This is a genomic window from Kribbella sp. (genome assembly GCF_035687465.1).
Lineage (GTDB): Bacteria > Actinomycetota > Actinomycetes > Propionibacteriales > Kribbellaceae > Kribbella.
The window spans coordinates 1-13,208 of sequence record NZ_DASRXP010000247.1 but is presented as its reverse complement, the minus strand read 5'-3'; the positions used below and the strand labels follow the sequence as shown (position 1 = coordinate 13,208).

Annotated in this window: 15 protein-coding genes; 8 read left to right on the top strand and 7 right to left on the bottom strand. The window is 67.9% G+C overall.

Annotation, left to right across the window (positions count from 1 at the left end):
• Positions 1-1,103: DEAD/DEAH box helicase (locus tag VFG33_RS12570; protein ID WP_325025785.1), on the bottom strand; the 1,103-nt coding region annotated here is incomplete at its 3' end.
• Between the two features lie 326 nt (positions 1,104-1,429).
• Here VFG33_RS12570 and VFG33_RS12565 point away from each other — a divergent pair.
• Positions 1,430-2,113, top strand: a complete 684-nt coding sequence (locus tag VFG33_RS12565; RefSeq protein WP_325025783.1) for a ferritin-like fold-containing protein — start codon at positions 1,430-1,432, stop codon at positions 2,111-2,113.
• Between the two features lie 51 nt (positions 2,114-2,164).
• On the opposite strand, the gene VFG33_RS12560 is transcribed toward VFG33_RS12565, so the two are convergent.
• The 4 genes from VFG33_RS12560 to ligD all read right to left on the bottom strand — a co-directional run bounded on the left by VFG33_RS12560 (position 2,165) and on the right by ligD (position 4,640).
• Complete coding sequence (locus tag VFG33_RS12560; RefSeq protein ID WP_325025781.1) at positions 2,165-2,443, bottom strand: GlsB/YeaQ/YmgE family stress response membrane protein; 279 nt, start codon at positions 2,441-2,443, stop codon at positions 2,165-2,167.
• A gap of 167 nt (positions 2,444-2,610) precedes the next feature.
• Complete coding sequence (locus tag VFG33_RS12555; RefSeq protein ID WP_325025779.1) at positions 2,611-2,838, bottom strand: DUF3107 domain-containing protein; 228 nt, start codon at positions 2,836-2,838, stop codon at positions 2,611-2,613.
• Positions 2,839-2,978: 140 nt separating this feature from the next.
• Positions 2,979-3,608, bottom strand: coding sequence for a TetR/AcrR family transcriptional regulator (locus tag VFG33_RS12550; protein WP_325025777.1), 630 nt, complete (start codon positions 3,606-3,608; stop codon positions 2,979-2,981).
• Between the two features lie 108 nt (positions 3,609-3,716).
• On the bottom strand, positions 3,717-4,640 hold the full coding sequence (ligD, locus tag VFG33_RS12545; RefSeq protein WP_325025774.1) for a non-homologous end-joining DNA ligase: 924 nt from the start codon (positions 4,638-4,640) through the stop codon (positions 3,717-3,719).
• An 18-nt stretch (positions 4,641-4,658) separates the two neighbouring features.
• Here ligD and VFG33_RS12540 point away from each other — a divergent pair, with 18 nt between their 5' ends.
• The 3 genes from VFG33_RS12540 (at position 4,659) to moeZ (ending at position 9,448) form a co-directional block, all read left to right on the top strand.
• Positions 4,659-5,576 carry an alpha/beta fold hydrolase gene (locus tag VFG33_RS12540; protein WP_325025772.1) on the top strand — a complete coding sequence of 306 codons (918 nt, stop codon included), beginning with the start codon at positions 4,659-4,661 and terminating at the stop codon, positions 5,574-5,576.
• Positions 5,573-8,122, top strand: coding sequence for a Calx-beta domain-containing protein (locus tag VFG33_RS12535; RefSeq protein WP_325025770.1), 2,550 nt, complete (start codon positions 5,573-5,575; stop codon positions 8,120-8,122). Before VFG33_RS12540 ends, VFG33_RS12535 begins: the two co-directional genes overlap by 4 nt.
• A gap of 135 nt (positions 8,123-8,257) precedes the next feature.
• On the top strand, positions 8,258-9,448 hold the full coding sequence (gene moeZ / locus VFG33_RS12530; protein WP_325025768.1) for an adenylyltransferase/sulfurtransferase MoeZ: 1,191 nt from the start codon (positions 8,258-8,260) through the stop codon (positions 9,446-9,448).
• Here the strand turns inward: moeZ and VFG33_RS12525 are convergent.
• The gene (locus VFG33_RS12525) at positions 9,445-10,242 is read right to left on the bottom strand and encodes a maleylpyruvate isomerase family mycothiol-dependent enzyme (protein ID WP_325025766.1); all 798 of its coding nucleotides are present in this window, start codon (positions 10,240-10,242) and stop codon (positions 9,445-9,447) included. The two genes, moeZ and VFG33_RS12525, sit on opposite strands and share 4 nt — an antisense overlap.
• Positions 10,239-10,565 (bottom strand): hypothetical protein, encoded by a 327-nt coding sequence (locus VFG33_RS12520; protein ID WP_325025764.1) that lies wholly within the window; start codon positions 10,563-10,565, stop codon positions 10,239-10,241. Before VFG33_RS12520 ends, VFG33_RS12525 begins: the two co-directional genes overlap by 4 nt.
• 167 nt (positions 10,566-10,732) lie before the next feature.
• On the opposite strand from VFG33_RS12520, the gene VFG33_RS12515 reads away from it, so the two are divergent.
• The 4 genes from VFG33_RS12515 to VFG33_RS12500 all read left to right on the top strand — a co-directional run.
• Entirely contained in the window at positions 10,733-10,999 is a 267-nt protein-coding gene (locus VFG33_RS12515) for a DUF2277 domain-containing protein (RefSeq protein ID WP_325025762.1), read from the top strand.
• A 46-nt stretch (positions 11,000-11,045) separates the two neighbouring features.
• Positions 11,046-11,885: a TIGR03560 family F420-dependent LLM class oxidoreductase gene (locus VFG33_RS12510; protein WP_325025760.1), complete on the top strand. Its 840-nt coding sequence runs from the start codon at positions 11,046-11,048 to the stop codon at positions 11,883-11,885.
• 8 nt (positions 11,886-11,893) lie between these two features.
• On the top strand, positions 11,894-12,184 hold the full coding sequence (locus tag VFG33_RS12505; protein WP_325025758.1) for an MGMT family protein: 291 nt from the start codon (positions 11,894-11,896) through the stop codon (positions 12,182-12,184).
• Positions 12,185-12,886: 702 nt separating this feature from the next.
• Positions 12,887-13,208, top strand: a 322-nt coding sequence (locus VFG33_RS12500; RefSeq protein WP_325025756.1) for a UvrD-helicase domain-containing protein, incomplete at its 3' end; no start/stop codon positions are given.

The following is a 13,208-nucleotide window of genomic DNA, read 5'->3' as shown; positions in this document are numbered from 1 at the left end:
GCGTCGGTCGGGATCCCGAGGTCGTGGTACAGCTCGGGCGACGTCGAGTAGATTTCCTGCGGCTCGTCGTACGGCAGGTCGAGCGCCTTGTTGATCGTCTTCCAGCGGACCACGTCGGCCCAGTCCACGAACGTGACGGCGATCCCGCTCGCGCCGGCCCGGCCGGTGCGGCCGATCCGGTGCACGTAGGCCTTCTCGTCCTCGGGACACGTGTTGTTGATGACGTGCGTGACGCCCTCGACATCGATTCCACGCGCCGCGACGTCGGTACAGACCAGGACATCGATCTTGTCGCCGCGGAACCGGGTCAGCGCCCGCTCGCGGGCCTGCTGGTTCAGGTCACCGTGGATCGCGGCGGCCTTGAAGCCACGGTCGATCAGGTCGTCGGTGAGCCGGGACGCCTCCCGCTTGGTGCGGCAGAAGATCATCACCCGGCCACGGTCCTCGGCCTGCAGGATGCGGGCGACGACCTCCGGCTTGTCCAGGTCGTGGGCCCGGTAGACGAACTGCGCGGTCGCCGGGACCATCTGGGAGTCGTCGTGCGACTCGGCCCGGATGTTCAGCGGGTGCCGCATGTGGGTCCGTGCCAGCGAGACGACGGCCGACGGCATCGTTGCCGAGAACAACATCGTCTGACGGAGCTCGGGGGTCTTGCGCAGAATGCGTTCCACGTCGGGCAGGAAGCCCAGGTCGAGCATCTCGTCGGCCTCGTCGAGCACCAGCACCTTGATGTGGCTCAGGTCGAGGACACCACGGTTGGCCAGGTCGAGCAGCCGGCCCGGCGTACCGACGACGACGTCGACACCGGTCTTCAGCGCGTCCAGCTGCGGGTCGTACGCGACGCCGCCGTAGATGGTGAGGATGCGGACGGTCCGGACCGTGGAAGCGGTCTCGAGGTCCTTGGCGACCTGGATGGTCAGTTCGCGGGTCGGGGTGACGACCAGCGCTTGGGGTTTGCCGGGCGCTGCCAGCTCCTCGTAGTCGGCTTCGCCGGGGGAGATGGTGCGCTGCAGCAGCGGGATACCGAACCCGAGGGTCTTACCGGTACCGGTACGGGCCTGGCCGATCAGGTCGGTCCCCATCAGTGCGACGGGGAGCGTCATCTCCTGGATCGGGAAAGGCTCGATGATGTTGACGCGATCGAGTGCGTCGCAGATCTCGGGCAGGACGCCGAGCTCTCGGAAGGTGGTCAGGCTGATCGCCTCTCACATGCTTGTGCGGACAGTTGCAACAGGGCCGGGCGCCGAGGGCGGATCAGTCAAGATCCACCCTTGTACTCACGGCGCGGGACACTGTGCAAGCGGCTCGCACCAGCTGCCCATCTGGGCGCGTCACCGGCGAAACAACCTCCAGTGTAGCTGGAATACCAGGTGGAGCCGCCCCGCGCACATCCGGCCCCCACCCCCGAGCGCCCGATAGTGTGCGGCCCATGACCGAGACGACAGCCTTCGACGACCCTGCTTACCGGGCCGCGGCGGTGGATCTGCTGGGAGTTCTGGCGTACGGCGAACTGACCGCGTTCGAGCGGATCGCCGAGGACGCCAAGCTCGCCCCGACCCTGGACGACAAGGCTCAACTGGCCCAGCTGGCCACCACCGAGTTCGGGCATTTCGTCCAACTGCGGGACCGGCTGGTCTCACTCGGGGTGGACCCGATGGACGCGATGCAGCCGTTCGTCACCCCGCTGGACGCGTTCCACGACCACACCGCGCCGTCGGACTGGCTCGAGGGACTGGTGAAGGCCTACGTCGGCGACGGCCTGGCGAACGACTTCTACCGCGAGGTCGCGGCGTACGTGGACGCGGACACCCGGGCGCTGGTGCTCGAGGTGTTCGCGGACTCCGGCCAGGCCGAGTTCGTGGTGGACCGGGTCCGGGCGGCGATCGAGGAGGATCCGAAGCTGGGCGGCCGCCTGGCGCTGTGGGGCCGCCGCCTGGTGGGTGAGGCCCTCAGCCAGGCCCAGCGGATCGCCGCGGACCGGGACCCCCTCGCGGCCCTGCTGGCCGGCAGCGTGGACCGGCCCGGTCTGGACCTGGCCGCGATCGGGCGGATGTTCACCCGGCTGACTGAGGCCCATACGGCCCGCATGACCGCCCTCGGTCTGCAGCCCTGAAGCAGAGCGGCCGCCTGCCCTCGAAGGGGTGGCGGCCGCTGTGGGTGTTGCTCAGGCTGCTGTTTTCGATCTGCTGTTGCGGGACGAGATGAAGGCGACCACGATCGCGGCACAGATGATCTGGATCAGGTACTGGAGCCAGTCCGGGCCGTCGGTCTCCTTGATGTCGAGGAAGTAGGCGATCAGACCACCGATGAAGGCGCCGATGCCGCCGCCGAGGATGGTCCAGCCGAGGCTGATGTTCTGCTTGCCCGGTAGCACCAGCCGGGCCAGTGGCCCGAAGATGACTCCGGCGATGAGGCTGACGATGATCATCCAGACCCAGTACACGGTTCCTCCTAGAGGGGGTGGCTGACCTGCAGCCTTCTGGTGCCCTGGGCTAAACAGACCACCTAACGTGCAGGTCTTACCCTCATCGTGCCCGCTTCATCGCCCTCCGCAACCGGGACACGCGACCCGTGTCCGGATCGAGTTCGGATCGCCGCCCGGTAGCAAGCTCAGATGGCGCCGAAGCCCACCTTGCGGATCGCTTCCTCGCCGATCTCCACGTAGGCGAGCCGGTCGGCCGGAATGATCACCCGGCGGCCCTTGTCGTCGGTGAGCTGCAGCAGGTTGGCCTTGCCGGACAGCGCCTCGGCGACCGCCTGCTGGACCTCGTCCGGGCTCTGCTCGCTCTCCAGGACCAACTCGCGATTGGCGTGCTGGACGCCGATCTTGACCTCCACGAAACCCTCCCGGGCACCTTGCGACCGGCGGCTCTCGCCGGTACCAGTTCGAGCCTATCCGCTGGGCGACCCCAGCTCTCACCCGTCCGCCGACAGCAGAACCCGGTGTCGACGAGCAGGGGCGACTCGCAGGACGGGATTCAGCCGTCGGTGCGGGGGAAGCCGCGGATGCCGCGCCAGGCCAGGCTGGCGACCAGGTCGGCCGCCTGCTCCTGGGTCAGCGACGGGTTGTCCGAGGCCAGCCAGTACCGGGCGCTCACCTGGGCCATCCCGACCAGGCTGACCGCCAGCACCATCGACTGCTCCTTGCTCAGCCCGGCGTCCGCGCTGATCACCTCGGAACATGCCTCGGCGCACTGGTGGGTGACCCGGTCCACCCGCTCCCGGACGGCGGTTTCGTTGGTCAGGTCCGACTCGAAGACCAGCCGGAAAGCGCCCTGGGCGTTCGCGACGTACTCGTAGAAGGCGTGGATGGTGGCACCGACGCGTTCCTTGTTGTCCTCGGTGGAGCGCAGCGCGTCCCGGACCGAGGCCAGGATCGCGTCGCAGGAGGTGTCCAGCAGCGCGAGGTAGAGCTCCAGCTTGCCTGGGAAGTGCTGGTAGAGCACGGGCTTCGAGACGCCGGCGCGATCGGCGATGTCGTCCATCGCGGCGGCGTGGTAGCCGTTCGCGACGAAGACCTCCTGGGCCGCCTCGAGCAGTTGCGCGCGGCGGGCCAGACGCGGCAGGCGGCTGCCACGCTTGGGCGCGGTCTCCGGTGTCGTCGACACGTCGGCTCCTTCGATGGTGCGGCGCCGGCAGCGGCAAGCCACCGGTTCGTTGCAGCGAATCCTACCTACCGGTAGTCGTCGGTGTCCGTACCGCCGACGGTTCGGCGGTTAGGAAGGGAGGGGTTTGGGGTCGTCGTAGAGGCCCTCCAGCACGTCGCCGTACTCCTCGATCCGAGCTAGTACGTCGGCCGGCAGGAACGTCAGCTCGGCCGCATCCGTGGCAGCGGCAACCTCGTCCCAGTCGATCGGCGTGGAGACCCGTGGTTCCTCCGCGCCACGCAGCGAGTACGGCGCCAGCGTGGTCTTGGCGCTGGCGTTCTGGCTCCAGTCGATGAAGACCTTGCCCGGGCGGAGCGCCTTCGTCATGTTCGCCGTCACGTTCTCCGGCAGGGCCTCGGCCAGTTGTTCCGCGAGTTGCTTGGCGAAGGCACTGGCCGCCCGGGATGGGGCCGGCTCGATCGGCACGTACAGGTGCATCCCCTTGTTGCCCGAGGTCTTCGGCCAGCCTTCGAGGCCGTAGTGACCCAGCAATTCGCGCAGCGCGAGGGCGACGTCGCAGCACTCGACGATGGTGGCCCCGGGTCCCGGATCGAGGTCGAAGACGATCAGGTCAGCCCGCGGGGTCTTGCCGGTGTCGGACAGCCCGATCCGCCACTGCGGGACATGCAGTTCGAGCGCGGCCAGGTTGGCGAGCCACACGATCGTGGGCACGTCGTCGGCGACCACGAAGTCCGCCTCGTCCCGTCCAGTGGAACTACCCGGGGTAGGGAGTGTCACTGTGCGGACCCAGCTCGGCGTACCGCGGGGTGCGTTCTTCTCGAAGAAGTAAGCGGCTCCCGTACCGTCCGGCCAGCGCTTCCGGGTCAGCGGCCGGTCCGACAGATGTGGCAGCAGCAGGGATGCGACCTGGTGGTAGTAGTCGATCACCTCGGCCTTCGTGAAGCCCACCTGCGGATAGAGCACTTTCCCGAGGTTGGTGAGCTTCATCGTCTGCCCATCGACCTCAGTGGTCAGCTGCTGCGGTGCGGCCATGCGACCTAGCATGGCTCAATGGAGAGCAATGGGGTGGTAACCGGCGCTGCGGTACCGATCGGGGTACAGGAATGGCCGGCTCGCACTGTGCCGGTCGCCGGCGTGGATCTGCTGGTCAGGGACATACCGGACGCAGCGAAGGACCTGCCGCCGGCGCTGTTCGTGCACGGCCTGGGCGGATCCTCGCTGAACTGGACCACGCTCGGCCTGTTGCTGAACGACACAGTCCGCGGCATCGCACCCGACCTCCCCGGTTTCGGTCGTACGCCGCCCCTGCCGGGCCTGGGCGGCATCAACCAGCAGGCAGACGTGCTCGAGGAACTGATGGACTCCGAGTTCGACCAGCCGCTGCACCTGTTCGGCAACTCCATGGGCGGAGCGGTCGCAGTGACCCTCGCGGCGCGCCGGCCGGACCGGGTGAAGTCGCTGACCCTGATCTCCCCGGCGCTGCCGCATCCACGAGCTTCGGTGACCACCCTGTGGTTCCTGGCGCTGGCGACTCCCCGGCTCGGGTCGACCGTGCTGGACCGGTCCCGGCGGATCCCGTTCGACCGGCGGCTGAAGGCGTCGATCTCGATGATCTACGGGAACCCCGGCGCGCTGCCGCCCGAAGTACTGGAGGCTCATGAGGCCGAGCTGCGCCGACGGGATGCGGAGGCGTGGGAACCACTCCCGACGGTCGAGGGTGCGCGCAGTCTGGTCCGGTCGTCCCTGGCACCGCCGCGGAGGTCGCTGTGGGCAGACGCCGCGCGGATCACCTGTCCCGTCCTGTTGATCTACGGAGGACGCGACCGGCTGGTCGACGCCCGGATCAGGACCAAGGCCCAGCGCGTCTTCCCGAACGCTCGCTCGCTCTACCTGCCGCAATCCGGTCATGTGGCGCAGATGGAACATCCGCAGGAGGTCGAGCGCGCTTTCCGCCAGCTGATCAGTTGACCAGGACAACTTTCCGCCCGGTCGGCGTCGCCAAGCAGTCGCCCGACCGCCGCAGCCTAAGCCTGATCAGCAAGGATCCAGCCGTACTGCGGGCCCGCGACGTCCGCCCGGTCTGGACCGGCGATCCCGCGCTGAACGACCTCCGCTCGAAGCAGGCGGCAGGTCCCACGGACGCCGACTGGCTGAAGGCGCCGCAGGGGCCCGCACTCAGTGCGGATCCCGGTGCCACCGGCAAGTATCAGGTCGAGACGGCCGAGTACAACCTCGGGGACCAGGCGGTCTACCTGCCGGGCCTCGGGCAGAAGTCGGAGGTCCGCGGCAAGGTGTACTCGCCGCGCGGGGCGGTCGGTGCGCGACCGCTCGTGGTCTTCCTGCACGGCCGGCACGAGTACTGCTACGGCGGTGACGACACCGAGCCGCCCACAACCCCGTGGCCTTGCAGTGGCGGCGCGAAGCCGGTGCCGAGCTACCGCGGATACGACGGTCCGGCCGAGGCCCTCGCCAGCAACGGCTACCAGGTGGTGTCCATCAGCGCGAACGCGGTGAACGCCTATGACGGTGACGTCTACGACTCCGGCGCGCAGGCCCGGGCCGAGCTGATCCTCGACCACCTGGACCTGTGGAAGAAGTGGTCGACTCTGGGCGGCGGGCCGTTCGGCAGCAAGTTCGTCGGCAAGGTGGACCTGAACAACATCGGCCTGATGGGCCACTCGCGCGGCGGCGAAGGCGTTGCCCGTGCCGCTGTCCTCAATGCGGATCGCGGTGGCAAGTACGGCATCCGCGCAGTACTGCCGCTCGCGCCGACCGACTTCGCCCGGGCCACCGTGCCCGGTGTCGCGATGAGCGTCATCCTGCCGTACTGCGATGGCGATGTCTCCGACCTGCAGGGCCAGAAGTTCTACGACGACACCCGGTACTCCGTGTCCGGTGACACCGCACCACGTTCCACCGTGACGGTGCTCGGGGCGAACCACAACTTCTTCAACACCGAGTGGACCCCGGGCCAGTCGGAGGCTCCTTCGAACGACGACTGGTGGGGCGACGAGAAGACCTCGCCCTGTGGTTCGGAGTACGTGGGAAGGTTGAGCGCGAAGGAGCAGCAGGCCGTGGGGACCGCCTATGTCGCGGGATTCTTCCGGCTCCAGCTCGGCCACGAGACCCAGTTGCTCCCGCTGCTCGACGGGTCCAACAGCCGAGCCACCTCAGCCGGGCGAGCCGTAGTACGGGTGGTGTCGCAAGCGCCTGCCGCGAGCCGGCAGGACATCAACCGTCTTGACCAGCCACTGGCTGCCGGGGCTGTCACTGGCAGCGCGACGGCGACGGTGTGCGCCGGCGTCCGGCCGGCTGGGGCTACGACGCCTGGCACCTGCGTGACGAACGATGACAGCTCCCAGTCGCCGCATTGGACCGAGGCGTACTACGCCGCCGAGACTCCGACCACTGCTGTCACCAAGCTCAGCTGGACAGGCAAGAGCGGATCCCTGCGGATCAACCTGACGGCCGCGCAACGCGACGTTCGCCGGTACTCCGCGCTGTCGTTCCGGGCGTCTCCGGATCCGGCCGACGCACCCCGGACCGACCTCAGTGTTCGCGTGATCGACGGTCACGGGCGCGCGGCGTCCATCCCCGCATCGAGTCTCGGGGATGCGTTGGTGCGAATGCCGGGCGCCGACGACACCGGCCTGCCGAAGAACCTGCTGCGGACCGTGCGGATCCCGACCAGTTCGCTGAAGGGGATCGATCTGCGCGACGTCCGGGCGATCGAGCTGCGGACCGACCGGGTCGCCAAGGGATCGGTGTTCGTCAGCGATCTGGCGTTCTCCACCCCGAGCCTCGGACGGTCTGCGCCGGCGCTCCTGCCGCGGCTGTCGGCCTCCAGCGTGAAGGTGGTCGAGGGGGACACGGGCACCAAGAACGTCGACTTCTGGGTGACGATGTCGCGGCCGAGCGTGCGGCCGGTCAAGGTGTACGCCGAAACCAGCGGCGACCTCGGCACCTCCGTCGGGGACGTCGCCCGGTTGCTCGTCTTCAAGCCGGGCCAGAGCCGGCAGAAGGTGACCGTGCCGATCAAGGCCAACACCCGGGACAGCTACGACCTGAACTTCAGTCTGGTTCTCTCGGCACCGCACGAGGGGTTGCTGGCCGAGTCCTTCGGGCATGGTGTGGTGATCGACGACGACCCGACGCCGACGCTGACCATCGGCCCGGCGACGGCGACGGAGAACGCCGAGTTCCTCGAGTTCCCGCTGAAACTGTCCGCGCAGAGCGACAAGTTCGTCTGGGTGAGTGGGCAGCTCGCGGACGGCACGGCGGTGATCAGGAAGGACTACACCAGCATGTGGGACAACGGGACGGACCCGGTGGTCGATCGCTCGGTCGACGGCTACATCGAGCCCGGGCAGACCTCCGGCACGATCCAGGTGCGCCTGCTGGACGACAAGGTGAAGGAGCCTACGGAGACCTTCACAGCGGTGATCGACCACGCCGAGGGCGGCACCGTCAAGCTCCCCGTCACCGTGACCGGCACCATCAGCGACAACGACTGACAGCAGGGGCGGTGAGACTGATGTCCCGCGATACGGACCTTTGACCGGGGTGTTGGTGGGGTGCGGGAACATGGGAGGGAGAACGATGGTTGAAACCCGGAGATCCCGAAATTTTCCCGTCGATGAGGAGCCGAAGTGTCATTGCCCCCGCTGGTCGAACCGGCTGACGAGCTGACCATTGACGAGGTCCGCCGTTACTCGCGTCACCTGATCATCCCCGAGGTCGGGATGGCCGGTCAGAAGCGGCTGAAGAACGCCAAGGTGCTGGTGATCGGCGCCGGCGGTCTCGGCAGCCCCGCGTTGCTCTACCTGGCCGCGGCCGGGGTCGGCACCCTCGGCATCGTCGAGTTCGACACCGTCGACGAGTCGAACCTGCAGCGCCAGATCATCCACGGCCAGTCCGACGTCGGGAAGTCCAAGGCCCAGTCGGCGCGCGAGTCGATCCTGGAGACCAACCCGAACACCAACGTCGTGCTGCACGAGGTCCGCCTCGACAACGACAACGTGTTCGAGATCTTCGAGCAGTACGACCTGATCGTCGACGGCACCGACAACTTCGCCACCCGGTACCTGGTCAACGACGCCGCGGTGCTGCTCGGCAAGCCGTACGTCTGGGGCTCGATCTTCCGCTTCGACGGCCAGATCAGCGTCTTCTGGGCCGAGCACGGTCCGTGCTACCGCTGCCTCTACCCGGAGCCGCCGCCACCCGGCATGGTTCCGTCCTGCGCCGAGGGCGGCGTACTGGGCGTGCTCTGTGCGTCCGTCGGCGCGGCCCAGGTGACCGAGGCGATCAAGCTGCTCACCGGCATCGGCGACCCGTCGCTCGGCCGGCTGAACATCTACGAGGCCCTCGACCTGAACTGGCGCGCCCTGAAGGTCCGCAAGGACCCGAACTGCGCGATCTGCGGCGAGAACCCGACCGTCACCGAGCTGATCGACTACGAGAGCTTCTGCGGCGCGATCACCGAGGAGGCGGCCGACGCAGCCGTCGGTTCCACCATCTCGGTGAAGCAGCTGAGCGAGTGGATCAAGCTGAAGGACAACGGCGAGAAGGACTTCCTGCTGATCGACGTCCGCGAGCCGAACGAGTACGAGATCAACCGGATCCCCGGATCCGTGCTGATCCCGAAGGCCGACTTCCAGACCGGCGTGGCGCTGGAGAAGCTCCCGCAGGACAAGCAGTTGGTCTTCCACTGCAAGTCCGGCGTCCGCTCCGCCGAGGTCCTGGCGATCGCCAAGGGCGCCGGCTTCTCCGACGCCGTCCACGTAGGCGGCGGCGTAGTCGCCTGGGTCGACCAGATCGACCCGTCGCAACCGTCCTACTAGAAAGGCATCCGGCAGGTGGCGACCGCATCGGCACCTGCCGGATCGCCGTCGAGGAGTTCGACGACGGGGTGGTCATCCCGGCCGGATACCGTCCGCATGTAGCCGACGGCATCTGTTCGGACGGTGGCGATCGGCTCCTCCCTCCCGAGCCGATACGTTCCACCTCCCTGGCCGCTGAGAACCAGCTCGACCGCTGTGCCCTGCCAGAACTGCCCGTCCTCGAGGTCGAGCATCACCTGCGCGACCACCTCCTCGGCGTACGGGCCGGCGTCGAACTCGCGGCCTAGTGCCTGGCAGACGTCGTCGCGATGCATCCACAGGTCACGCGCGAGCAGGATGTCCTGGACGTAGCCGAGGGCCATCCGGTCGAACCCGGGGATGCCCTCGACCTTGAAGCTGATCCTGCGGATGAGTTCCGGGTTGCGGGAGATCGTCCGCGTCGCCTTTCCCCAGACGCGGTCGAACAGCGCCCGTAGTTCGGCCGGCGGCGTACCGCGGTGCTCGTCAGCCTGCACCATCATGTGTGCGTCGAACACGGGGACCTCGGGATAGACGCGCTTGGCCTTGCGGAAGCGGCGCGGGAACGACCAAGGCCGGATCACGTCCTCGGCCTGCCCGATCAGGTGCCCGGCGATGTCCGCGACGTCCCATTCGTCGCAGACCGTACGACGGTGCCAGTCGTCGCCGTCGATCTTGTCCAGCAGGTCATGCCAGGCCTGGATCTCCGCATCGCGGTAAAGCCGGGACTGTTTCCGATCTGCCCTGGTGATCTCTCTGGCCAGTACTACGCTCATCTCTTCCCCCTGGTCGGTGTGTATCGCTGGTAGAACATCTCGAGCACCGTCGGCAGCAGCCGGGTGAAACGGCCTTCTTCGAAGGAAGCGCCCGGTTCGTTCGCCAACTGCTGCGACAGCACGCCGGACGTGATCGAGGTGTAGAGCGCGATTCCCTCGTCGCTCGCCGCGTCCGGGTGGAGAAGGCCTGCATCCACCGTCTTCTGCAGGTGCTCCCGCAGATCCTGGATCGCGTCCTGGGCCGGCGCGAAAGCTGCTGGCGAAGGCTCGAATCCCGGCACGGTCCGCCAGAACAGGAGCTGGGCGAGGACCTGGTTGTCCATACACCAGCGGCTCCACGCGATGACCGAGATGAGGCCGAGCTCCAACTGGTCCTCGGTGGTTGCCGACGCCTGGGCTTCCCGGCGGACGTCGCGGAACAGTTCGGCGCCGCGCTGGAATACCCTTTAGGGCACTGCGGTTGTCCCCGGCGGGTCGTAGGGTCGGGGGCATGTGCAGAAACATCACCGTTCTTCGTGGACTCGAGCCGGCGGCGACCTCCGAGGAGATCTATGCGGCGGCGCTGCAGTACGTGCGCAAGGTGACGGGAGTCGGCTCGCTGAGCGCGACCACCCGCGCCCCGATCGAACGGGCCGCCGCCGAGGTGGCCCGGATCACCGAAGCCCTGCTGGAGGAGATGCCGGAACGCCGGGTCCCACCGCAGACCGTGCCCCCGTTGCGACGCCCTGAGGTCCGCGCCCGGCTGGGCCTCGACTGACGGGGTAGGTTGCGGGAGGGAAACCCCTTACCCGGGAGGCGACGGCATGCGGTTTGCGATCAAGACGAGGCCTGAACACACGACCTGGCAGCGGATGCGGGACGTGTGGGTGGCGGCGGACGAGTTCGAGATCTTCGAGTCCGCCTGGCACTGGGACCACTTCTACCCGCTCAGCGGCGACATGGCGGGACCGAACCTGGAGGCCTGGACCACCCTGGCCGCGCTGGCACAGGCGACCAGCCGGATCCGGGTCGGCTGCCAGGTGACCGGGATGATCTACCGACACCCGGCGGTGCTCGCGAACATGGCGGCGACCACCGACATCATTTCCGACGGCCGGCTCGAGCTCGGCATCGGCGCGGGCTGGAACCAGATGGAGTGCGACGCGTACGGGATCGAGTTGCCGCCGCTGAAGGAACGCTTCGACCGGTTCGACGAGGGTGTGCAGGCGATGATCGCGCTGCTCACCGAGAAGGTCGCGAACTTCGACGGCCAGTACGTGAAACTGACGGACGCGAATTGCGAGCCGAAGGCAGTGCAGACCCCGCACCCGCCGATCACCATCGGCGGCAAGGGCCCGAAGCGCACACTGCGATCAGTCGCGCGCTGGGCACAGCAGTGGAACGTGATCGTGCCGAGTCCGGAGGAGTGGAAGCCGCTGAAGGCCATCCTGGTCCAGCACTGCGAGGACGTCGGCCGCGATCCCGCCGAGATCACCTGCTCGGTGAACGTCCGGATCGACCCGGACCAGCCCCTCGAGACCGCGGCCGCCACCGCCGCGGCGTACGGGGAAGCGGGCGTCGACCTGGTCATCATGAACCTCCCCCTCGACACCGACCCCACCATCCTCGAGCCCCTCGCCAAGGCCCTGGCGCCACTGGCCTGAGGCACATCGTGGATCGGGAGGAGTACTTGGAGGCGGTGTTGCTGGCGGTCGAGTCGATCCCACCCGGCAACGTCGCGACGTACGGGGACATCGCCGCCTACGTCGGCCAAGGTGGCCCGCGCCAGGTCGGCGCCATCATGCGCGAGTACGGCGGCGGCGTCCCCTGGTGGCGAGTCATCCGAGCCAGCGGCGTCCCCGCGGACGAAGTAGGCGACGAACAACTCCACCGCCTCCGCTCCGACGGCGTCCGAGTAACCAACGGCAAAGTAAACCTCCGCCAAGTCCGCTGGAACCCCTGAGCCCGTAATGGGAGACAGCGACCGCATCGGCGTGCCGACGGACAGGTAATAGTCGCCCGCCCGTCCCGCGGTCGCGCTCAACCTGAACCGCCGCCGAGTCGTTTTCCGGACTACTACCTGTCCGTCGGCACACCAGCAGCATCTTCACCCATCAGTTGGCGGTGGCGAAGCACTGCCGCAACTTCTAGGAGTAGGGGGCTGGTCAGGTGATCATCACCGCCCGAAACAACCAAACAGAACGGGCATTGGTAATCGGTCGGCTCGTGGTTGAACACCGTCAACTCCGTTCAAGGTGAAGACCCGCCACCTTGCCACGTGTCCGCTTCACCTGCGGACCCCGAAGCCCGGTCTCCGCCGCGGACCCGGACCCACCATCAGCCAGGACCTTCGGCCGCGGCCTTGGCGTACCGATGGACAGGTAGTGGTCGCCCGCGCGGCCTGTGGTCACGCTCAGGCCGGACCGGCGCCGAGCCGTTTCCGGACTACTACCTGTCCGTCGGTACGCCGGGCGTCCGTGAGCAACCTGGGGGGAGCGATGGCGAAGGAGGTGGTCCGGCCACGCAATGCGATGTGTCCGGATTGCGGGAAGGTTGGGGGTGGGCGGCGGTGCGGGGAGGGTTTGTCGGTGGGCTCTGATGGGATGGGGCGGTGGTCAGCAGAACAGGGTCCCGGTATCGGCTTGTCAGGCCGGAGGGGCGTGGGGTGGAGCAGGTCCCTGCGCCGGTTCTCGATGGCGATCAGCAAGCTGTGGTGGACCATGCGGGCGGACCCCTGCTGGTGTTGGCCGGGCCTGGCACGGGGAAGACGACGACTCTTGTCGAGGCGGTTGTTGATCGCGTTGCCAAGCGTGGGTTGAGTCCAGATCAGGTGCTGGTTCTCACCTTCGGTCGGAAAGCGGCGACCGAGTTGAGGGACCGGATCACCGGGCGGCTCGGGCGGACGACGCGGGTGATGCCGTCGATGACGTTCCACTCGTTCTGCTATGCGTTGCTCCGGCGGTTCACGCCGGCCGACGCGTTCGACG

Coding starts and splice junctions, on each gene's coding strand:
- VFG33_RS12565 (WP_325025783.1), top strand. CDS start 1,430: ATGACCGAGACGACAGCCTTCGACGACCCTGCTTACCGGGCCGCGGCG.
- ligD (WP_325025774.1), bottom strand. CDS start 4,640: ATGGCCGCACCGCAGCAGCTGACCACTGAGGTCGATGGGCAGACGATG.
- VFG33_RS12540 (WP_325025772.1), top strand. CDS start 4,659: ATGGAGAGCAATGGGGTGGTAACCGGCGCTGCGGTACCGATCGGGGTA.
- VFG33_RS12525 (WP_325025766.1), bottom strand. CDS start 10,242: ATGAGCGTAGTACTGGCCAGAGAGATCACCAGGGCAGATCGGAAACAG.
- VFG33_RS12520 (WP_325025764.1), bottom strand. CDS start 10,565: ATGGACAACCAGGTCCTCGCCCAGCTCCTGTTCTGGCGGACCGTGCCG.
- VFG33_RS12515 (WP_325025762.1), top strand. CDS start 10,733: ATGTGCAGAAACATCACCGTTCTTCGTGGACTCGAGCCGGCGGCGACC.
- VFG33_RS12510 (WP_325025760.1), top strand. CDS start 11,046: ATGCGGTTTGCGATCAAGACGAGGCCTGAACACACGACCTGGCAGCGG.